This is a genomic window from Leclercia sp. (assembly GCF_036780805.1).
In the GTDB taxonomy this organism is placed as follows: Bacteria; Pseudomonadota; Gammaproteobacteria; order Enterobacterales; family Enterobacteriaceae; genus Enterobacter.
The window spans coordinates 626,945-648,387 of the sequence record NZ_DAIQCE010000001.1; the positions used below are offsets into that span (position 1 = coordinate 626,945).

Sequence of the window (21,443 nt, forward strand, 5' to 3'; positions counted from 1 at the left end):
AGTCTGCGCAGATGAGTGCAGAATCCTGGCATGCTGCTTACACAGTCTCATTTATACCTGCGACATCAATTCAATCGAATCACGCAAGATAAACTCTGCAGGCAAAATACAATTGTCAGGCACACTCTCTTCGGTCGCCGCGAGCACTCGGGTCACCGCCTCTTTACCCTGGGCGTCTAAATCAAGCCGCACGGTGGTGAGCGAAGGAATAAAGAAGGCGCTTTCATAACTGTCATCGTAACCAATGATGGAAACCTGCCGGGGTACCGCGATGCCCGCCTTATTCAGTGCGCTCAGTGCGCCCAGTGCCATCTGGTCGTTGCCCACCAGCAGGGCGCTGAATTCAATCTTATTGTCGATAAGCTGTTGCGCCCCGTCGTGACCGCTTTGGGCATCCCAGGTGCCGAAGATCACGGTCGCGGGCGTTTTGCCGAATGCCGCCAGGCTGGTTAACCAGTTTTCCAGGCGCAATTTGGCCGCAACAGAGTTCTGCGGCCCCGGCATCAGGGCAATGTTGTGATGCCCCAGTTCACATAAGCGTTTAACGCTCTCCTGAGTGCCGTTTGCCGGATCGAAGATGACGTGAAACACCCCGCTATCCGGGGCGACGTCGAGAAACAGGCAGGTGACATCGGTGTTCTGTTCGGCCAGCTCCCGGGCAGGGGGCGTTTCCAGCGGGACGTTTATTAAAATTTTGTCGATAAACTGAGATTTAAAATCATTGATGGACTGCTGAATGGCGGCGGGGTCTGCTTCATCAATCATCGAAATCAGAACCTGGTATCCCGCTTCGCGGGCGTGCTTTTTCACGGAGGCGGCGATTTGCGATGGCGCATGCAGCGCGAGGGAGGTGGTCACTAACCCCAGCGTCTGGGTGCGTTTCCCGACCAGCTGTTGCGCCAGGCGGTTAGGAACGTAGCGCAGATCTTCAATCGCCTGCTCGACACGAATCCGCGTTTTTTCAGCCACGTTTACCGATTTATTGAGTACCCGGGACACCGTCTGATAGGAGACACCCGCCTGGCGAGCGACATCTTCCAGCGTCGCATTTCTGTTTTTATTCACCCTCAATCCTTTCTTATCTCGTGACTAAAAATACGCGTTTCATCACCGCCTCGAGCAGACATTATATCAAAATGTCATACGTTCACATGGCGCAATTTGGTGATATTGCTCACCTTTTGGCGCTTTTAAAATTGCGTTCTGTGATATCGCTTGCAGTTTTCATCAAGGGGAGTTGTTCGCGACTTTTGTCAGGTATTGTATGTAACACATTGATGTGAACGTCGTACATTTTGTTGGTGACGATAACGCGCGCTGCATATCAGCACTGACAGGACCCAAAAGAACGCTACTCACTGAGCCTTCAGCGAAGCACCGATCCTGTTCCTTCTTGAGGAAGAAAAATATGGTTACCGGTAAAAGGAACTACGTCCTTTTAAGCATTTTTGATTTTCTCTACCTGTTTGCCTGGTCGTCGACGATGGCCTTTTTTGTTATCTGGACGACACAGCATTTAGGGATCAGCGCCACCCAAACCGGGTGGTTATATGCGATAAACGCCTTTATTGCCCTGACCATGCAGCCGTTCTTTGGTTTTATTTCCGATAAATTTGGTACCAAAAAGTCGCTCATCTTTTTAATTATTGCGCTGCTGCTGCCGGTCGGACCGTTCTTTATTTATGTCTATGCCCCCTTGCTGGTGAGCTCATTCTGGCTGGGTGCGATTCTGGGCGGTATCTATCTGGGGGTAATTTTTAACTCCGGGTGTGGTGTCATTGATTCCTATATCGACAAAATATCGCGCCGTTATGCTTTCGAATATGGACGGGTGAGAATGTGGGGCTCCCTGGGTTGGGCGGCCGCAGCGTATATTGTCGGGCGCAATATTAACGATAACCCAAACCTCTCGTTCTGGCTGGCCAGTATTGCCATCGTGTTAGCGGCGGTCTGCTTTATGCTGACCAAAATTACCGTCACGCTGGAAGAGGAAAAAATGACCTCTTCATTAAAAGCCGGGCATGTTTTTGAGTTAATGAAAGACAAGCAGTTCTGGATGTTGATTATCTTTACGCTGTTCGTCACGCAAATCTATGACACTTACGACCAGCAGTTTGCCCAGTACTTCTCATTACAGTTCCCGAGCGTTGACGAAGGGAATAAATGGTACGGCACCCTGGCATCGATTCAGGTGTGTGGCGAAACCTTATTCCTGGGGCTGATGCCGTGGTTTGTTAACCGCGTCGGCGCGAAGTGGGCGCTGGTGATTGCCGGAACGATTATGTCGGTACGTATTCTGGGGTCGGCGGTGCCGCTGGGCCCGGTATGGATCGCCGCAGTGAAAATGATGCACGCCATTGAAAAACCGTTAATTCTGATCTCCGTCTTTAAGTTTATTGCGCAGAATTTTGACCATAAGTTGTCCTCCACAATCTATTTACTGGTGCTGTTTGCAGCATCCATAGCGACGACGGTCTACTCCCCGGTGGTAGGGCATTTATACGACACGATAGGGTTTGCCAATACCTATATTATTCTGGGCGTTGTTTCAGGACTCTTTACGCTGTTCTCGGTCTTTTCGCTGCGAAACAAAAAAGACAAGGTGATTACGCTTTCTCCAGAGAGAGAGTCTTTAGCATAAAGGAGAAGGTGATGAGCAAGTTATTTACACAACTCAATTTTTTACACGGTGCGGATTATAATCCCGACCAGTGGCTCACTCAGCCCGATATTCTTGAGAAAGATATCGCGATGATGAAAGAGACCAAATGCAATGTGATGTCGGTGGGCATATTTAGCTGGTCCAAACTTGAGCCCGCAGAAGGCGAATATCAGTTTGGCTGGCTGGACAGCATTCTGGATACCCTTTATGCCAATGGGATTTATGTCTTCCTGGCAACACCGAGTGGTGCAAGGCCCGCCTGGGTATCAGAAAAATATCCGCAGGTGCTGCGAACCAATAAAGATCTGACCAAAAATCTGCACGGGGAACGACATAATCACTGTATATCATCTCCTGAATATTTACGCCTGACCGGGAAAATTAACGCGCAGCTGGCGAAACGTTATGCGCATCATCCAGGCGTCCTGGCCTGGCATATCTCCAATGAGTATGGCGGCGACTGCCACTGTGAAATCTGCCAGCAGGCATTTCGCCACTGGCTGAAGCAGAAGTATCAAACCTTAGAGAACCTGAACCAGCGCTGGTGGAGTTCATTCTGGAGTCATGAATATTCAAGCTGGAGCCAGATCCATTCGCCGGGACCTCTGGGCGAACAGTCGGTTCATGGGCTGAATATCGACTGGCGACGCTTTATGAGTGAGCAGGTGGCGCTGTTTTGCCGCCATGAAATTCAGGCGGTGAAAGCCTTCAATCCTGCGTTACCGGCGACCACTAACTTCCACGGCGTGTTCAGTGATTACGACTACTGGCGGCTGGCGCAGGAGGTGGATTTCATCTCCTGGGACAGCTATCCGGAGTGGCATAAACCTCAACAGCAGCAGGATATCGCCGCGTACACGGCTTTCACGTTTGACCTGATGCGCAGCCTGAAACATGGACAGCCGTTCCTGCTGATGGAGTCTACGCCCGGGACGACGAACTGGCAGGCTGTCAGCAAGCTGAAACGACCGGGGATGCACCTGCTGTCGGCTCTGCAGGCGGTGGCCCACGGTTCCGACTCGGTGCAATATTTCCAGTGGCGAAAAAGCCGCGGCTCGATCGAAAAATTACACGGTGCGGTTGTGGATCATGTCGGCCACATCAATACCCGCGTCGGGCAGGACGTAAAGCAGGTCGGGGCGGTGCTGGAAAAACTGGCACCTGCGGCGGGCGCGGATTATCGGGCTGAGGTGGCGATGGTCTATGACTGGGATAACCGCTGGGCGGTTAACGATGCTGCCGGGCCACGCAACTGTGGCATTAAGTTTGAAGAGACGGTGCAGCAGCACTATCAGGCGCTCTGGCAGCAGAGTATCCCGGTGGATATCGTTTCCCAACACGCCGATCTCAGCCGTTACCGGGTGGTTGTCGCGCCGATGCTCTATATGGTGAATGACGCTTTTGCCGAACGCGTTAATCAGTTCGTGGCGGCTGGCGGGGTGTTTATTGCGACCTACTGGACGGGGATCGTCAACCCGGATGACCTGTGCTTTACCACCGGTTTCCCCGGGCCTTTGCGCAACGTTCTGGGGATCTGGTCGGAAGAGATTGACGGTCTGTACGACGGCGAAACGAATCAAATAAGCATCACATCGTCCATCTGGGATCGCCCGGTACGGGATTATGAATGCCGGGAACTCTGTGATGTGATCCATGCGGAAACGGCTGAGGTGCTGGGTGTTTATCAGGAGGATTTTTACGCGGGCAGGCCAGCGTTAACCCGTAACCTCTATGGCAAAGGGCAGGCCTACTATCTGGCGGCCAGAACCGGCGTTGATTTTCTGCGGGATTTTTACCAGGCGATTGCACATCAGCATGGTGTTACCGCCTGCACTTCTATGCAACTGCCGGAAGGTGTCGTCGCATCAGCAAGGCAGAGCGAAGGCCAGGCGTATGTTTTTGTGCAGAACTATAGCGATCGGGCCGTCACGCTTGATTTGGCAGAAGAAAGCCGGGAGCTAAAACCGTTACTCCACGGCGAGGTACTCAGGGGGCATCATTATCCGCTTCCTGCGTATGGCGTGGAGGTGTTTTTAACGGGAAACAAATAATCTGCTATCCCTTGATCAAAAAAATCCACGCACTGGCGTGGATTTTTAGTGGGGCTGCAGGTGTGTCAGCCAATAGAGACGATTACACGCCTTTGCGATCCATCAGCAGCGCCAGATCCACCAGCCGATTCGAGAATCCCCACTCGTTGTCATACCAGGCGAGGATCTTCACCATCCTGCCGCCAATCACCAGAGTGGACAGTCCATCAATAATTGAGGAGCGCGGATCGCCCTGGTAATCGCTGGAGACCAACGGCTCATCGCTGTATCCCAGGATCCCCTTCAGCGGCCCGCTCGCCGCCGCGCTGCGAAAGGCGTTGTTCACCTCTTCGGGGGTGACTTCCCGGCTCAGCGTAACGGTCAAATCGACGATGGAAACCACCGGCACCGGCACGCGAAGCGAATAGCCCGTCAGCCGACCATCCAGCTCAGGAATGACTTTCCCCAGCGCCTTCGCCGCCCCACTGGAGTAGGGCACAATCGACAGGGCCGCCGCACGCGCGCCGCGCAGATCTTTTTCCGGCTGGTCGTGCAACGCCTGGCTGTTGGTATAGGCGTGGGTGGTGTTCATCAGTCCGTGCTCAATGCCAAACTGCTGGTGCAGTACCTGCGCCGCGGGTGCCAGTCCGTTGGTGGTGCAACTGCCGTTACTGACCACGAAATGTTGCGCCGGATCGTACAGGGTATCGTTAACCCCCATCACCACCGTCAGGTCGTCGTTTTTACCCGGCGCGGAGATGATGACGCGCTTTGCGCCGCCGCTGTGAATATGGACCGCCGCCTTCTCGCGCTCGGTAAAAAAGCCCGTGGCCTCAATAACCACATCCACTCCCGCCTCAGCCCAGCGGATGTTTGCCGGGTCGCGTTCGCTAAATACGGCGATGCGCTGACCATCCACCTGAAGCACGCCTTCACCGGCTTCGACGGCTGCCGGCAGGGTGCCGAGCAGGGAGTCGTATTTCAGTAAATGGGCCAGGGTTTTACTGTCCGTTAGATCGTTAATCGCTGCTATATGAATATCCGGGTTGCCCAGCGCGGCGCGTAAGAAATTACGTCCGATCCTGCCGAAACCATTAATACCGACCTTAACCATGATTGACTCCTTTTCTGTGATCTCTGGAGTCACTGTAGGCGGCAGGTGCAATGGCGTAAATGACAAAAAAGGATCACATTAAGCCATTTTGCGACTGTGAAAACGCTGGCGGTACTCGCCGGGGGTCAGGTGGAGCTGTTTTTCGAATACCCGGCGCAGATTGATGCTGCTGCCAAACCCGCTCTGTTCCGCGATGCGCTCCAGCGGCTCAGCGGTTTGCTCCAGCAGATGTCGCGCCGCGGCCAGACGCGCCTCGGTGACGTAGCGGGCAGGGGATGCGCCGGTTTCGCGGGTGAAGACGCGGGTAAAATTGCGCGGACTCATCGCGGCTTTTTCCGCCAGCTTTTCCACGCACAGATCCGCAGTAAGGTTTTGCAGGATCCAGTTTTGCAGCTCTGCGATCGGACCGGAGCTGCCGGGCTGCGGCAAATGATAGCGGCTAAATTGCAGCTGTCCGCCGGGGCGGCGCAGATACATCACCATGTCCTGTGCGACGTCACGGGCGAGGCTAAAGCCGTAATCCTCCTCAACCAGCGCCAGCGTCAGGTCGAACCCGGTGCTGACGCCGCCGGATGTCCAGACCGGGCCGTCCTGAATATAGAGCGGGCCGCTTTCAACCTTCACCTGCGGCCAGCGGCTTTGCAGGGTTTCCAGCAGCCGCCAGTGGGTAGTTGCCCGGCGGCCATCCAGCACTCCAGCCTGCGCCAGAAGCAGCGCGCCTCCGCAGACCGAGGCAATGCGCTGCGCGTGCGGAGCGGCGAGATGCAGCCAGTCGACAACCGCCGTGCTCTCCTGCTCGTTGAGCCCGCGTCCGGTGATGATGATGGTGTCGAGCGGCTCGCGCGGATCCAGCTCCGGCAGGCGGTAGTCGGCCAGCAGGTTCAGGCCGGACTGACCGTGGATCACCTGGTGGGGCTGGGTTGTGGCGATAATAATCCGGTAGCAGGGGCCTTCCGGGCGCAGCTGGTTGGCCTGCGTCAGAATGTCGGCAATGCCTGCGGCCTCAAACAACATACCGCCATCAGGAACGATAATCAGGATCTTCTTCATGTCCTGAAAAGTACCTTCAATACATAATAAGTCAAGTTTACTTTCGTCAGTGCTGGCTTGCCGTGTGCTATTTGTGGCAAAGCATTGCGATTTAAGTTCGTTGTCATTCCAGGCGTTATCCCGGATGGTCACACCATCTTGTCCCTGAAGGAAACGGCGTCGGAAGGAATGGCCCTCTACTTACACTCAGACCAGCGCGAGCAGATCCGTCGCCTTTCGGCCAGCCTGCTGTGGCGCAGCGAATTGCCGACCTGGCTGTTAATCGTCGTGATTTACGGCGGCTGGTTTATCACGCTGGCGTACTGGCACAGGCTCGGCCTCATTCCCGCTACCCTGTTACTGATCGGATTTAGCACCTGGTACATGTCGCTTCAGCATGAGCTGATCCACGGTCATCCCACGCGTTTCCCCTGGCTTAACCAGCTGTTTGGCACCTTGCCGCTGGCGGTCTGGTATCCCTACGGCCTGTACCGGGATTCCCATCTGGCGCACCACCGACACGAGAGTCTTACCGTGCCGGTGGACGATCCGGAATCGTATTACCTTTCCGGGGCGAGCTGGGCACGCTTCTCTCCGTGGCGCAAACGTGCGATCCGGGCGCGTAATACCTTTGTCGGCCGGCTGATATTGTCGCCGCTGCTGGATATCGTGCAGACGCTCGGCAGCGCGCTGATGGCATTTCGCCGCCTGGAGTATGCGGCGATGACGATGTGGCTGGTTCACGGCGCACTGCTCGCCGGGCTGTTTTTCTGGATGGCGCAGCGAGGGTTTTCGCCGCTCTGGTTTGTGCTGGCGGTGAGCTACCCGGCGCTGGCCCTGACCAAAGTGCGCTCGTTCCTGGAGCACCGGGCGGCGGATGATCCGCTGGCGCGCTCGGTGATTAACGAGGCCGGGGTGTTCTGGCAGGTGCTGTTTTTAAATCTCAACTACCATTCAGTGCATCACGATCTCCCCGGCGTACCCTGGTACGGTCTGAAGACCCTCTACCGACAAAATCGTGAGGCGTACCAGCAGCGAAACCAGGGCTTTGTGGTGCAGGGCTATGGCCAATGGCTGCGGCATTTCTGGCGCACGCCGGTGGATGTTACGGTACATCCTGGCATTGCCAGAGGTGAAGGTCATGAGTGAGGCGTTGGCATTTCCCATGTATAACATTAACCGCGCGGACACTGGGGCGCTGTGGCGGGCGGTGCAACGGCTGCTGGCTGACGGCGGCGTGGCGGCGGGCAGCCTGAGCCCCTCGTTTGTCGGAGAAGCGCTGCTGGCGCACTGGCGACATCCCGGCCTCGTTCTGAGCCAGACCTGCGGCTTTCCACTGGTGACACAATTGCCGGATGTGCAGGTTGTCGGCTGTTTCCACTACACCGCGCCGGGCTGCGAGGGGCGAAACTACCGCAGCCTGTTGGTGGTGCGGGCGCAGGATAGCGATAACACGCTGGCCGATTTTCGCGGTCGGCGGGTGGTATGTAATGCCCCGGATTCGCAGTCCGGCTACAACGTGCTGCTGAAAATGGTTGCTCCCCTGGCGGAGCAGGGGCGTTTTTTCTCCGGCGTGACCTTCAGCGGTAGTCATCGCCAGTCGTTAATCGATCTCCGGCGCGGTGAGGGTGATATCGCGGCCATCGACTGTGTGACCTGGGCTCTGCTGCAGAGGCATGAGCCTGAGCTGCTTTCGGGGCTGGTGGTAATCGACCGCAGCCCACTGGCGCCGGGACTCCCGTTGATTACCGCCGCCAGTACCTCACCAGAAACGCTACAGGCGATACGCGCCGCGCTTAAGGTGCTGGTGAGCGCTCCGCAATACCGGGAGATCTGTTCGGCTCTGTTTATTGGCGGGTTCAGCGAAGCAACGCGCCAGTCTTACCAGGTATTGCTGGACTGGCGCCAGGAGGCCGCAGAGGCAGGTTTGCATCAGCTTTGAGTGTCATAAAAAAAATCCACGCAAGCGCGTGGATTTTTTGTCTGTTTAGTAGCGATTAGACGTTAAACAGGAAGTTCATCACATCGCCATCTTTAACGATGTAGTCTTTCCCTTCAGCACGCATCTTGCCCGCTTCTTTCGCGCCTTGCTCACCCTTGTAGGTGATGAAGTCTTCAAAGGCGATGGTCTGCGCACGGATAAAGCCTTTCTCGAAGTCGGTGTGGATCTTACCCGCCGCCTGTGGAGCGGTCGCGCCAACAGGGATGGTCCATGCACGCACTTCTTTCACGCCAGCGGTGAAGTAGGTCTGCAGGTTCAGCAGTTCGTAACCGGCGCGGATCACGCGGTTCAGACCAGGCTCTTCCAGACCCAGCTCGGCCATGAACTCTTCACGGTCGGCATCGTCCAGCTCGGCGATATCAGATTCCACTGCGGCACAGACAGCAACCACTACAGAACCTTCGGCCGCGGCGATTTCGCGCACTTTGTCGAGGTATGGGTTGTTTTCAAAACCGTCTTCGTTGACGTTAGCGATGTACATGGTTGGCTTCAGGGTCAGGAAGCTCAGGTATTTGATCGCCGCTTTGTCTTCTTCGGTCAGGTTTTTCAGCGCGCGCAGCATGCCGGCGTTTTCCAGCTGTGGCAGACATTTTTCCAGCGCAGCCTGTTCCGCTTTCGCGTCTTTATCGCCGCCTTTGGCTTTCTTCTGCACGCGGTGCAGAGCGCGCTCGCAGGTGTCGAGGTCAGACAGCGCCAGCTCGGTGTTGATCACTTCGATATCGTCAGCCGGATCCACTTTGTTGTTCACGTGGATGATGTTGTCGTTTTCAAAGCAACGGACAACGTGGCCGATGGCTTCGGTTTCACGGATGTTGGTCAGGAACTGGTTGCCCAGGCCTTCACCTTTGGACGCGCCTTTTACCAGACCGGCGATGTCCACGAACTCCATGGTGGTTGGCAGAATGCGCTGCGGCTTAACGATCTCCGCGAGCTGGTCCAGACGCGGATCGGGCATTGGCACGACACCGGTGTTTGGCTCGATGGTGCAGAACGGGAAGTTAGCTGCTTCGATGCCCGCTTTAGTCAGCGCGTTAAACAGGGTGGATTTGCCAACGTTAGGCAGACCAACGATACCGCATTTGAATCCCATTTCTGAATCACCTTAATGTCTTGATATTCAACACGTTAACATTAACGAGTCGAAGAAAAGTAAATAACTTTGCCTATTATACACGTAACCCGCAGGCTGCGGGGCAAAAAAGGCGTCTCGCGCCGCTTATTGCGCTTTGAAAGCGTGCAGACGGTTAGTCGCTTTGGTTAAGCCATCCTGCAGCCAGATTTCGGTGCAACGCACCGCTTCGTCAACCGCTTCGTCGATCAGCTTCTGTTCCGAAACCGGGGGCTTACCGAGGACAAAGCCGACAACTTTGTTTTTATCGCCCGGATGACCGATACCGACGCGCAAACGGTGAAAATTGGGGTTATTGCCCAGTTTGCTGATGATGTCTTTGAGGCCGTTATGCCCGCCGTGACCGCCGCCGAGTTTGAATTTTGCCACCCCCGGCGGCAGATCCAGTTCGTCGTGCGCTACCAGGATCTCATCCGGATTGATTCGGTAGAAGGTGGCCAGCGCGGCAACGGCTTTGCCGCTTAAGTTCATAAACGTGGTCGGTACCAGCAGACGCACATCGGCTCCGGCCAGGTTCACGCGTGAGGTATAGCCGAAGAATTTCGGTTCCTCGCGCAGGGGAGCGCGCAACCGCTCGGCCAGCAGATCAACATACCAGGCGCCCGCATTATGGCGGGTGGCCGCATATTCCGCGCCGGGGTTGGCCAGGCCGACAATCAGTTTAATCGTCACGTTTTTGTTCCTGAAAGTGCTAAGTCTGGCGCGTAGTGTACTGTCTGCCGCGTCGCTTGACAAAATTCTGCGCGCCGTCACGCTGAATCTGAATAATACCGCACCTGAATCATTAGAATTTCATGCTACTCAAAGGCTTATTTGTAAAGTTTTGTTGCACCGATGTGCGTAAATGTGATCCCTCACGCAATCAGCAAAAGGGGTGTTGTCTATACTTTACACACAAGGATTAGGGAGATTATTTCCCTGCAACCCAAAGTTCCGGAGGTGACATATGAAACGCAGAAACGCTTCGTTACTCGGTAACGTGCTGATGGGGTTGGGATTGACGGTCATGGTTGTCGGTGTCGGTTATTCCATTTTAAACCAGCTGCCGCAACTTGACCTGCCGCAATACTTTGCACATGGTGCAGTGCTGAGCATCTTCCTGGGTGCTGTATTGTGGCTGGCGGGTGCCCGCGTCAGCGGTCATGAGCAGGTCTGCGACAGATACTGGTGGGTGCGTCACTACGATAAGCGCTGCCGTCGCGATCAGCATAAGCACAGTTAACGTGCTAAACCAATGAACACCGCAACGACTCCCTCTGGAGTCGTTTTTTTTGCATCACGTATTGACCCTCACGTAACGTAAGGCTCCAGAGTGACGCCACTGGCACAAGAAGGAGCCGTTATGTTAATTCAGGTCGGGGAACTGGCGAAACGCGCCGGGATCACCGTGCGCACCTTGCACCACTATGAGCAAACAGGGTTGCTGCTGCCTTCTGCCAGAAGCGCGGCAGGTTACCGGCTCTACAATCTGGCCGATGTTCAGCGTCTGCATATGATTCAGGCGCTGGCTAAGGCAGGGCTGGAACTTGCTGAAATCAGGGACTTTCTGGAGAAAGATTCACTCTCGCTATCGGAACTGCTCGAGGCGCAAATCCGCCTGCTGGATAAGCAGGTGCGCAGCATCACCACGCTGCGCGACCGGCTTGTGGATTTACGCGCTGGGCTCGAAGCCCATGAGGATCTCGATCTGGAGTCCTGGCTACAGACTCTGGAGTTGATGAAAATGTACGATCGCTGGTTTAGCAAAGAAGAGTTACAGCAGCTGCCATTTGCGCAGCACAAAGAGGCGCTGGCCGATATCTGGGCCGCGCTGGTTCAGGAAGCGAAAACCCTGCTGGAGAATAATGTTGCGGTGGCGGATCCCCGAGCGAGGGAGCTGGCCACGCGCTGGATGGTGCGTCTCGAGCAGGACACGGCGGGCAAACCGGAGTTTCTGACCCGGCTCAACGAGATGCACAGCGTTGAGCCGCAGATGCGCGAACAAACGGGCATCACGGCGGAGATGACGGATTACATCACCCGGGCATTTGCCGAATCAAAGCTTATCATCTGGGAAAATTACCTCTCGCCGGAAGAGATGGCCTTTACCCGGACGCACTATTTTGATCGCATGATGGAGTGGCCGCCACTGGTGGCGAAGCTGCACCGGGCCCAGTCGGAAGCGTGGGATCCCGCGGCTGACGCAGCGCAACAGCTGGCCGAAAACTGGCTGGAGCTGTTCCAGTCTTATGCGGGTACTCACCCGGCAACGCAGCAAAAATTCCGTCAGGCGATGCAGCAGGAGCCGCATCTGATGAAGGGAACCTGGATGACGCCTGCTGTGCTTGGGTGGCTCCAGCAGGCGATTGGCATCATGATGCAGCGGCGGATGTCACAGGTCCGCTAACGCCGCCTCGCGGTTCGGATAGAACGCCAGACGACCCGCAATGGGCTTCACCCCTGCGCGGGCCATGGTGCGCAGGGGCTGGAACTCGAGATTGCTCACCCGCAGTTCACAGCCTTCCGGCAGGCGCTGTACAAAGCGCTGGAAGGCGTCCAGCCCACCTGCATCCAGCACCGGGACCGCATCCCACTTCAGGACCACAATCCGTTTCCCCGCAATGCGCGACTCCAGATCGCTGAACAGGCCTTCGGCGGCGGCAAAGAACAGCGGGCCAATCACCCGCAGCACCAGCACGTCGTCCGGCACCGTGACGTTGACCGTCGCCAGACGGGTCATCCGGGCAATGCGGCGCATAAACAGCAGCGAGGCCAGTACAATCCCGACGCTGATGGCAATGACCATGTCAAACAGCACGGTCAACGACATGCAGATCAGCATCACGATGATGTCGTCTTTTGGCGCGCGGCGCAGCAGGTTCACCACTTTATGCGCCTCGCTCATGTTCCATGCCACCATCAGCAGCAGGGCCGCCATGGCCGACAGCGGCAGCCACGACAGCAGGGGAGCCAGCACCAGCAGGGCGAGGATCACCAGTACCGAGTGGATCACCGCCGAGACCGGAGAGGTTGCCCCGGCGCGCACGTTCGCCGCCGAGCGGGCAATGGCCGCCGTTGCGGTGATCCCGCCGAAGAACGGAGCGATGATATTCCCCAGTCCCTGGCCGACCAGTTCGCTGTTGGCTTTGTGTTTGGTGCCGGTCATGCCGTCCAGTACCACCGCGCAGAGCAGGGACTCAATCGCCCCCAGCATCGCCATTGAAAAAGCGGCAGGCAGCAGGGCGCGCAGGGAATCCCAGCTCAGGGTGAAGCTGGAGCCGGGCATATTCCACGGCAGCACCAGCTGCGGCAGAAGCTGCGGGATACCGTTACCCTGGGAGCCATCCGCCAGCACATAGTGGAACTGCGAGCCGATAGTGGCGACGTGACCACCCAGCAGATTGACCACTCCCATCACCGCACAGCCCAGCAGCAGGGCGGGCAGATGCCCGGGCAGACGGATACCCAGCCGCGGCCAGAGGATCAGCGTGCCCAGCGTTACCACGCCGATTGCCGCATCGCCCGGGTTGGCCGTCGGCAGCGCCATTGCCAGCGCACCCACTTTTTGCAGGTAATGTTCCGGCACGTGGGCCAGCTGCAGGCCGAGGAAATCCTTAATCTGCATGGTCCCGATGGTGATGCCGATCCCCGAGGTAAAGCCCAGCGTGACGGAAAGCGGAATGTACTCAATCAGCCTGCCAAAGCGCGCCAGGCCGAACAAAATCAAAAATACCCCGGACATCAGGGTCGCCACCAGCAACCCGGCGAGGCCGAACTGCTGGGAAACCGGATAGAGGATCACGACAAAAGCCGCAGTTGGCCCGGAGACGCTAAAGCGCGACCCGCCGGTCAGGGCAATCACAATCCCGGCGACGGCGGCGGTGTACAGGCCGTACTGCGGTGCCACGCCGCTGCCAATCGCCAGCGCCATCGCCAGCGGAATGGCAATGATGCCGACGGTGATCCCGGCGATCAGGTCACGGGTAAAGCGTGACAGGGTATATTTCTCTTTCCAGCAGGCGTCGATGAGGGCGCGGAAGGGAAGAACATGAGAGGAAGCGTTTTTCACAATCATTATCCATGTGCGCATCATCTGTCATGTCAATGGCAGGTGAAGGAGGCATTAATCATACAAATAAATACCACAGACAAAAAAACCCGCCGTAGCGGGTTTTTCGACTGCGTCCGATTAGTGTTCGAACATTGCAGAGATGGATTCTTCGTTGCTGATACGACGAATCGCTTCGGCCAGCATCCCGGACAGGGTCAAAGTACGCACGTTTGGCAGCGCTTTGATTTCGTCGCTCAGTGGGATGGTGTCACACACTACAACTTCATCAATGACGGAGTTGCGCAGGTTGTTCACTGCATTGCCGGAGAAGATCGGGTGAGTCGCGTAAGCAAATACGCGTTTTGCACCACGCTCTTTCAGCGCTTCGGCGGCTTTGCACAGAGTGCCGCCGGTGTCGATCATGTCGTCAACCAGCACGCAGTCACGGCCAGCGACGTCACCGATGATATGCATCACCTGAGAAACGTTAGCGCGTGGACGACGTTTGTCGATGATCGCCATGTCGGTATCGTTAAGCAGTTTGGCGATAGCGCGTGCGCGAACCACGCCGCCGATGTCCGGAGAAACCACAATCGGGTTGTCCAGGTTCAGCTGCAGCATGTCTTCCAGCAGGATTGGGCTGCCGAATACGTTATCAACCGGAACGTCGAAGAAGCCCTGGATCTGCTCGGCATGCAGGTCAACCGTCAGAACGCGGTCAACGCCAACACTGGAGAGGAAGTCAGCAACAACTTTTGCGGTAATTGGCACACGTGCGGAACGGACGCGACGGTCCTGACGGGCATAACCAAAGTAAGGAATAACAGCAGTGATACGGCCAGCGGAAGCACGGCGCAGGGCATCGACCATAACAACCAGTTCCATCAGGTTGTCGTTAGTTGGAGCACAGGTGGACTGGATGATGAAAATATCACCACCGCGTACATTTTCGTTAATTTGTACGCTGACTTCGCCATCGCTAAAGCGACCTACGGCGGCGTCGCCAAGAGAAGTGTACAGGCGGTTGGCAATACGTTGTGCTAGTTCCGGGGTGGCGTTACCAGCAAAAAGCTTCATATCAGGCACGAGAAGAACCTCAGGCATGCGTCCAGTGGTGGATAGTTCGCCGTAAACTGTGCGGGCCAGGCGAATGCTATCCAGGCGGTGTATTAAAGAGCGCGATGCAACGTCTGGAACAGGGTGACGTTGTCACCGAAACTCAGATTGCGCCAGAATGGCCTGCTGCAGCGGGGAGATGTTCATACCACGCGCTACGAAACCATGCAGCCACTCTGGAGCCAGCTCGAGCACCTGACGTGCAGCGGATTCCGTATCAAATTCAGCAAAGACACAGGCCCCTGTGCCAGTCAGGCGCGACGGCGCGTATTCTAACAGCCAGGAAAGCGCGACATCAACCTCGCGAAAACGTTTTCTTGCGATAACCTCGCAATCGTTGCTGAATTCACAGTTTAATAACGTTTCTATTGACCTTATTGGGGTATCCCGCGGAAGGTCCGGATCTTTAAAGATAACCGGCGTCGGAATGCTGACCCCCGGGTGGGCCACCAGATACCATTTTTCCGCAGGCTCCACCGGGGAGAGGATCTCGCCCACGCCTTCGGCAAAAGCCGCATGCCCGCGGACAAACACCGGCACGTCGGCCCCGAGCGTCAGCCCGAGCGCGGCCAGTTCATCCACCGTGAGACTGCAGCCCCACAGATGATTGAGCACCACCAGCACGGTGGCGGCGTTAGACGATCCGCCGCCGAGCCCGCCGCCCATCGGCAGACGTTTCTCCACGCGGATATCCGCGCCGCTGCCCGCTGGCAGACGCCCGGACTGTTCTGCGGCGCGCATCAGCAGACGGGCGGCGCGCACGATCAGGTTATCCTCGTCGGCCACGCCTTCGACCGGCGTCAGCAGCCGGATCTGTCCATCATCGCGCAGTTCAATGGAAATCGTGTCGCCGTAGTCAACAAACTGAAACAGCGTCTGCAGGGTGTGATACCCGTCAGCACGCTGGCCGGTGATGTATAAAAACAGGTTCAGTTTTGCGGGCGAAGGCCAGTGGGTCATCATTTGACAATCCAGTTATCCATTTTCAGCTTGATGCGCTGGCCGCCTTCGGTCAGTTCCAGGCTGGACGGCAGGGCCGGCTTGCTGCTGCTGTCGTAGCCGCCGTACACCACTTTCCAGCTTTTACCGTTCTGGCTGTAGTTCACTTCGCTCAGGCGGTACTGGTCGTCGAGCTTATAATCGGTGGCGTCGCCCGGCAGGCCAAGGATCCACTGACGCAGGCTGGTAATCGGAATAGGCATCCCGGTCAGCTTGCCAATCATCTCTTCGGCATCGGTACCGGTGTATTTCTTGCCTTTATTGTCGGTGACCTGCGCGCTACCAGGCTGAGCAATCAGCTCCATTTCCGTGCTGCCAAGCGGGTTCAGCAGCAGCAGGCGATAGCGGTCCTGACCGGTCTGCTGCCAGAAGAAGCGGGCATACACTTTCTGCTGATCGGACAGATAAGCAAAGGCCCCGCGGGTCTGATACTGGTTTAATGCACGCACTTCTTGCTGGTGCTGGCGCCACTGTGGCGAATCCGGGCTTTTGCCCGGCCCTTTCGGCGGCGTAATGGAACATGCGGTCAGCACCAGCGCGGCCAGGGGCAGCAGGCGAATGAGTCTGGTCATAATGGTGACAAATCCTTGAGAAACGTGGCAGTTATATCGCTTAATGCTAGCGCCCGGTAGCGGCAGCGTCTACGCTCATATTGTCTTAAATCATCAAATTAACCTTCATATTTCACGTTGCAGATGCGTTGGCCGCATTCGCTCACCCCAGTCACTTACTTTTGTAAGCTCCAGGGGATTCGCTCATTTGCCGCCTTCCTGCAACGCGAATTATTTTGGTTAATAACAATTGATAACCTATTACTCCGAAAGGGGGCAGTCTCTTTTATTGATCTCGCGCATCCTGTATGATGCGGCCTGCTAACCTTATTAACGCTGGTACTACTCCCGCTCATATGACCCTTTTAGCACTCGGTATTAACCACAAAACAGCCCCGGTATCACTGCGAGAACGTGTAACGTTTTCGCCGGACACGCTCGACCAGGCGCTGGAAAGTCTGCTTGCCCAGCCGATGGTGCAGGGGGGCGTGGTGTTGTCTACGTGCAACCGTACTGAGCTCTATCTCAGCGTTGAAGAGCAGGATAACCTGCACGAAGCGCTGGTGCGCTGGTTATGCGAGTACCACAATCTGAACGAAGAAGAGCTGCGCAACAGCCTGTACTGGCATCAGGATAACGATGCGGTCAGCCATTTAATGCGCGTGGCCAGCGGTCTCGATTCGCTGGTGCTGGGCGAGCCGCAGATCCTCGGCCAGGTCAAAAAAGCCTTTGCTGATTCGCAAAAAGGCCACCTTAAGGCCAGCGAGCTGGAACGCATGTTCCAGAAATCCTTCTCCGTCGCCAAGCGAGTGCGAACCGAAACCGATATTGGCGCCAGTGCCGTTTCGGTTGCTTTTGCTGCCTGTACTCTGGCGCGACAAATCTTTGAATCGCTCTCCACGGTCTCGGTACTGCTGGTGGGCGCGGGTGAAACCATCGAGCTGGTGGCGCGCCACCTGCGCGAACACAAAGTTAAAAAGATGATGATCGCCAACCGCACCCGCGAGCGCGCTCAGGTGCTGGCGGATGAAGTGGGGGCGGAAGTAATTGCCCTCAGCGACATCGACGCCCGTCTGAGCGAAGCGGATATCATCATCAGCTCTACCGCCAGCCCGCTGCCGATCATCGGCAAAGGCATGGTGGAGCGCGCCCTGAAGTCCCGCCGTAATCAGCCGATGCTGCTGGTGGATATTGCCGTTCCGCGCGATGTCGAGCCCGATGTCGGCAAACTGGCGAACGCCTATCTGTACAGCGTGGACGATCTGCAAAGCATCATTTCGCACAACCTTGCCCAGCGTAAAGCGGCAGCGGTGCAGGCTGAAACGATCGTCGAGCAGGAAACCAGCGAATTTATGGCCTGGCTGCGCGCGCAAAGCGTCAGCGAGACCATTCGCGAGTACCGCGGTCAGGCGGAACAGGTCCGTAATGAACTGACTGCCAAAGCGATGGCGGCCCTCGAGCAGGGCGGCGATCCGCAGGTCATCATGCAGGAACTGGCATGGAAACTGACCAATCGCCTGATCCATGCCCCAACCAAATCACTTCAACAGGCCGCCCGTGACGGGGACGATGAACGCCTGAATATTCTGCGCGACAGCCTCGGGCTGGAATAGCGCGCCATACCCATTTTATTATTATAAGGTGCACTTACGCCTATGAAGCCCTCTATCGTCGCCAAACTGGAAGCATTGCACGAGCGCCATGAAGAAGTTCAGGCGCTGCTCGGTGATGCCGCAACCATTGCCGACCAGGAACGTTTTCGCGCCCTGTCGCGCGAGTATGCACAATTAAGTGATGTTTCAAAATGCTTTACCGACTGGCGACAGGTTCAGGAAGATATCGAAACCGCGCAGATTATGCTCGACGACCCGGAAATGCGCGAGATGGCGCAGGAAGAGTTGCAGGATGCTAAAGTCCGCGCGGAAGAGATGGAGCAACAGCTGCAGGTGCTGCTGCTGCCGAAAGATCCCGACGATGAACGCAACGCCTTTGTCGAAGTCCGCGCCGGAACCGGCGGGGATGAAGCGGCCCTGTTTGCCGGGGATCTGTTCCGCATGTACAGCCGCTATGCTGAATCCCGCCGCTGGCGCGTGGAGATCATGAGCGCCAACGAAGGCGAACATGGTGGCTATAAAGAAGTGATCGCCAAAATCAGCGGCGACGGCGTGTACGGTCGCCTGAAGTTTGAATCCGGCGGCCATCGCGTACAGCGCGTCCCGGCTACCGAATCCCAGGGCCGTATCCACACCTCCGCCTGCACCGTGGCGGTGATGCCCGAGCTGCCGGAAGCCGAGCTGCCGGACATCAACCCGGCGGATCTGCGTATCGATACCTTCCGCTCCTCCGGCGCGGGCGGTCAGCACGTAAACACCACCGATTCCGCAATCCGAATCACCCACCTGCCAACCGGCATCGTGGTTGAGTGCCAGGACGAACGTTCCCAGCACAAAAACAAAGCCAAAGCGCTGTCGGTGCTGGGCGCCCGTATTCACGCCGCAGAGATGGCGAAACGCCAGCAGGCCGAAGCCTCGACCCGTCGCAACCTGCTGGGCAGCGGCGATCGCAGCGACCGTAACCGCACCTATAACTTCCCGCAGGGCCGCGTGACCGATCACCGCATCAACCTGACGCTCTACCGTCTGGATGAGACCATGGAGGGCAAGCTGGACTCCCTGATCGAACCTATCGTCCAGGAGTACCAGGCCGATCAGCTGGCGGCGCTGGCAGAGCAGGATTAATGGATTTTCAGCACTGGCTACAGCAGGCGATACGCGAGCTGGCGGGAGGTGAAAGCCCCCGTCGCGATGCGGAGATCCTGCTGGAGCATGTGACGGGCAAAGCGCGCACGTACATTCTCGCCTTTGGTGAGACGCAATTGACCGCCGAACAACAGGCTCAGCTTGATGAACTTCTGGCCCGCCGCAAAACCGGCGAGCCGGTGGCGCACCTGGTGGGCGAGCGCGAGTTCTGGTCGCTGCCGCTGTATGTCTCCGCGGCCACCCTGATCCCCCGTCCCGACACCGAGTGTCTGGTGGAGCAGGCCCTTGCGCGACTGCCCGCCACGCCCGCGCGCATTCTCGATTTAGGCACCGGCACCGGGGCCATTGCCCTGGCGCTGGCCAGTGAACGCCCGGATTGTCAGGTCACCGCGGTGGATGTCATGCCCGATGCGGTGGCGCTGGCGACGCGCAATCTTGAGCGTCTGGCGCTGCCTAACGTCACCGTGCTGCACAGCAGCTGGTTCTCCGCCCTTGCCGACCGGCAGTTTGAGACCATCGTCAGTAACCCGCCCTACATTGATGAAGCCGACCCGCATCTCGCTGAAGGCGACGTGCGCTTCGAGCCGCGCAGCGCGCTGGTTGCGGCCGATTGCGGCCTGGCCGATCTTAGCCATATCATCACTCAGTCTCGTCAACACCTTGTGAGCGGCGGCTGGCTGCTGCTGGAGCACGGCTGGACGCAGGGCGAAGCGGTGCGGGCACTCTTTTTGCAGGCTGGTTTTGAACGCGTCGAAACCTGTCGCGACTATGGCGGCAATGAGCGCCTGACGCTGGGCCAACTGCCATGAACAGCTTCTCTGTGCTGATTACCTTGCATGTGGCTGCCGTCACCCTGACCATCAGTTTTTTCGCGCTGCGTTACTGGTGGCGTTACAGCAATAATCAGCTGATCAACGCCCGCTGGGTGCGGGTGCTGCCGCACTGCATCGACACCGTACTCTTTGCGTCGGGCGCGGGGCTGATGTGGGTAACAGGCTATCTGCCGTTCACCGATGACGGTGCATGGCTGACTGAGAAGCTGTTTGGCGTTATCATCTACATCGTTTTGGGTTTTATTGCGCTGGGACGTCATCGTCCGCGCAGCCAGCAGGTGGGGTTTATCGCCTTTCTGCTGGGGCTGGTGGTGCTGTACATCATCATTAAACTCGCCACCACAAGAATACCGTTACTGGGGTAAGTCATGGAGTCCTTGGCCGATTTCGAATTTAACAAAGTGCCGTTGTGCGATGGAATGATCAAAGTATCAGAGATGATCCGCGATGATTTCGTTTCACAATACGTCTACGACGAGCTGGAGAATCTGGTGAGTCTGGCGCGTGAAGAGATAAGTCAGGCGCGCCCGCAGGACTGGCAACTGGAGAAACTGATTGAGCTGTTCTACGGCGAATGGGGCTTTTGCGATACGCGTGGCGTGTATCGACTCTCCGATGCGCTGTGGCTCGATCAGGTACTGAAAAACCGTCAGGGCAGCGCCGTCTCCCTGGGGGCTATTTTATTATGGGTGGCGCACCGCCTGGATATTCCGCTGGTGCCGGTCATCTTCCCGACGCAGATGCTGCTGCGCGCCGAGTGGCTTGACGGTGAAATGTGGTTAATTAACCCGTTCAACGGCGACACCCTCGACGATCACACGCTGGATGTCTGGCTGAAGGGCAATATCAACCCTATGGCGGAGCTGTATAACGAAGATCTGGACGAAGCGGATAACGCTGAAGTGGTGCGTAAGCTGCTGGATACCTTAAAATCGGCGCTGATGGAAGAGCGGCAGATGGAGCTGGCGCTGCGAGCCAGTGAAGTGCTGCTGCAGTTTAACCCGGAAGATCCGTATGAGATCCGCGATCGCGGTCTGATCTACGTCCAGCTCGAGTGCGATCACGTTGCGCTGACTGATTTGAGTTATTTCGTTGAGCAGTGCCCGGAAGATCCGATCAGCGAGATGATCCGCGCGCAGATTAATTCCATCGCGCATAAACAGATTACACTGCATTAATCTTAACTCCG

The 21,443-nt window shown here is 56.9% G+C and carries 20 protein-coding genes; 11 read left to right on the top strand and 9 right to left on the bottom strand.

What is annotated here, in order from left to right:
- Positions 1–51 precede the first annotated feature (51 nt).
- Positions 52–1,065, bottom strand: a complete 1,014-nt coding sequence (locus V7Q49_RS02885) for a LacI family DNA-binding transcriptional regulator (RefSeq protein ID WP_333849239.1) — start codon at positions 1,063–1,065, stop codon at positions 52–54.
- Positions 1,066–1,408: 343 nt separating this feature from the next.
- On the opposite strand from V7Q49_RS02885, the gene V7Q49_RS02890 reads away from it, so the two are divergent.
- Positions 1,409–2,641, top strand: a complete 1,233-nt coding sequence (locus V7Q49_RS02890) for an oligosaccharide MFS transporter (protein ID WP_333849240.1) — start codon at positions 1,409–1,411, stop codon at positions 2,639–2,641.
- Positions 2,642–2,652: 11 nt separating this feature from the next.
- Complete coding sequence (locus V7Q49_RS02895; RefSeq protein WP_333849241.1) at positions 2,653–4,713, top strand: beta-galactosidase; 2,061 nt, start codon at positions 2,653–2,655, stop codon at positions 4,711–4,713.
- Positions 4,714–4,795: 82 nt separating this feature from the next.
- On the opposite strand, the gene gap is transcribed toward V7Q49_RS02895, so the two are convergent.
- Positions 4,796–5,806 (bottom strand): type I glyceraldehyde-3-phosphate dehydrogenase, encoded by a 1,011-nt coding sequence (gap, locus tag V7Q49_RS02900; RefSeq protein ID WP_333849242.1) that lies wholly within the window; start codon positions 5,804–5,806, stop codon positions 4,796–4,798.
- A 78-nt stretch (positions 5,807–5,884) separates the two neighbouring features.
- Positions 5,885–6,856: a GlxA family transcriptional regulator gene (locus tag V7Q49_RS02905; protein ID WP_333849243.1), complete on the bottom strand. Its 972-nt coding sequence runs from the start codon at positions 6,854–6,856 to the stop codon at positions 5,885–5,887.
- Between the two features lie 168 nt (positions 6,857–7,024).
- Here V7Q49_RS02905 and V7Q49_RS02910 point away from each other — a divergent pair, with 168 nt between their 5' ends.
- Complete coding sequence (locus V7Q49_RS02910; RefSeq protein ID WP_333849244.1) at positions 7,025–7,984, top strand: fatty acid desaturase; 960 nt, start codon at positions 7,025–7,027, stop codon at positions 7,982–7,984.
- The gene (locus tag V7Q49_RS02915) at positions 7,977–8,777 is read left to right on the top strand and encodes a phosphate/phosphite/phosphonate ABC transporter substrate-binding protein (protein ID WP_333849245.1); all 801 of its coding nucleotides are present in this window, start codon (positions 7,977–7,979) and stop codon (positions 8,775–8,777) included. The genes V7Q49_RS02910 and V7Q49_RS02915 overlap by 8 nt, the downstream gene beginning before the upstream one ends.
- A gap of 55 nt (positions 8,778–8,832) precedes the next feature.
- Here the strand turns inward: V7Q49_RS02915 and ychF are convergent, their stop codons facing one another.
- Both ychF and pth read right to left on the bottom strand, forming a co-directional pair.
- On the bottom strand, positions 8,833–9,927 hold the full coding sequence (gene ychF, locus V7Q49_RS02920; RefSeq protein WP_032611353.1) for a redox-regulated ATPase YchF: 1,095 nt from the start codon (positions 9,925–9,927) through the stop codon (positions 8,833–8,835).
- A 126-nt stretch (positions 9,928–10,053) separates the two neighbouring features.
- Positions 10,054–10,638 carry an aminoacyl-tRNA hydrolase gene (gene pth, locus V7Q49_RS02925; RefSeq protein ID WP_333849247.1) on the bottom strand — a complete coding sequence of 195 codons (585 nt, stop codon included), beginning with the start codon at positions 10,636–10,638 and terminating at the stop codon, positions 10,054–10,056.
- A gap of 274 nt (positions 10,639–10,912) precedes the next feature.
- Here pth and ychH point away from each other — a divergent pair, with 274 nt between their 5' ends.
- Positions 10,913–11,188 carry a stress-induced protein YchH gene (gene ychH, locus V7Q49_RS02930; RefSeq protein WP_333849249.1) on the top strand — a complete coding sequence of 92 codons (276 nt, stop codon included), beginning with the start codon at positions 10,913–10,915 and terminating at the stop codon, positions 11,186–11,188.
- 120 nt (positions 11,189–11,308) lie between these two features.
- Positions 11,309–12,352 carry a MerR family transcriptional regulator gene (locus tag V7Q49_RS02935; RefSeq protein WP_333849250.1) on the top strand — a complete coding sequence of 348 codons (1,044 nt, stop codon included), beginning with the start codon at positions 11,309–11,311 and terminating at the stop codon, positions 12,350–12,352.
- Here V7Q49_RS02935 and dauA read toward each other — a convergent pair.
- The 4 genes from dauA to lolB form a co-directional block, all read right to left on the bottom strand.
- Entirely contained in the window at positions 12,338–14,014 is a 1,677-nt protein-coding gene (gene dauA, locus V7Q49_RS02940; protein WP_333849251.1) for a C4-dicarboxylic acid transporter DauA, read from the bottom strand. The genes V7Q49_RS02935 and dauA overlap by 15 nt on opposite strands.
- 120 nt (positions 14,015–14,134) lie before the next feature.
- The gene (prs, locus tag V7Q49_RS02945) at positions 14,135–15,082 is read right to left on the bottom strand and encodes a ribose-phosphate diphosphokinase (protein WP_003856663.1); all 948 of its coding nucleotides are present in this window, start codon (positions 15,080–15,082) and stop codon (positions 14,135–14,137) included.
- A 123-nt stretch (positions 15,083–15,205) separates the two neighbouring features.
- Positions 15,206–16,075 (bottom strand): 4-(cytidine 5'-diphospho)-2-C-methyl-D-erythritol kinase, encoded by an 870-nt coding sequence (ispE, locus tag V7Q49_RS02950; protein WP_333849252.1) that lies wholly within the window; start codon positions 16,073–16,075, stop codon positions 15,206–15,208.
- Positions 16,072–16,683: a lipoprotein insertase outer membrane protein LolB gene (gene lolB, locus V7Q49_RS02955; RefSeq protein ID WP_333849253.1), complete on the bottom strand. Its 612-nt coding sequence runs from the start codon at positions 16,681–16,683 to the stop codon at positions 16,072–16,074. Before lolB ends, ispE begins: the two co-directional genes overlap by 4 nt.
- A 335-nt stretch (positions 16,684–17,018) precedes the next feature.
- On the opposite strand from lolB, the gene hemA reads away from it, so the two are divergent.
- From hemA to sirB1, 5 genes are read left to right on the top strand one after another with little or no spacing between them, the layout of a single operon-like run.
- Positions 17,019–18,275, top strand: a complete 1,257-nt coding sequence (gene hemA, locus V7Q49_RS02960) for a glutamyl-tRNA reductase (protein ID WP_106993218.1) — start codon at positions 17,019–17,021, stop codon at positions 18,273–18,275.
- 42 nt (positions 18,276–18,317) lie between these two features.
- Complete coding sequence (prfA, locus tag V7Q49_RS02965) at positions 18,318–19,400, top strand: peptide chain release factor 1 (protein ID WP_333849254.1); 1,083 nt, start codon at positions 18,318–18,320, stop codon at positions 19,398–19,400.
- Entirely contained in the window at positions 19,400–20,230 is an 831-nt protein-coding gene (prmC, locus tag V7Q49_RS02970; protein WP_333849256.1) for a peptide chain release factor N(5)-glutamine methyltransferase, read from the top strand. The genes prfA and prmC overlap by 1 nt, the downstream gene beginning before the upstream one ends.
- Positions 20,227–20,619 (top strand): invasion regulator SirB2, encoded by a 393-nt coding sequence (gene sirB2 / locus V7Q49_RS02975; RefSeq protein ID WP_333849257.1) that lies wholly within the window; start codon positions 20,227–20,229, stop codon positions 20,617–20,619. The genes prmC and sirB2 overlap by 4 nt, the downstream gene beginning before the upstream one ends.
- Before the next feature lie 3 nt (positions 20,620–20,622).
- Positions 20,623–21,432 (top strand): invasion regulator SirB1, encoded by an 810-nt coding sequence (gene sirB1 / locus V7Q49_RS02980; protein WP_333849258.1) that lies wholly within the window; start codon positions 20,623–20,625, stop codon positions 21,430–21,432.
- Positions 21,433–21,443 lie beyond the last annotated feature (11 nt).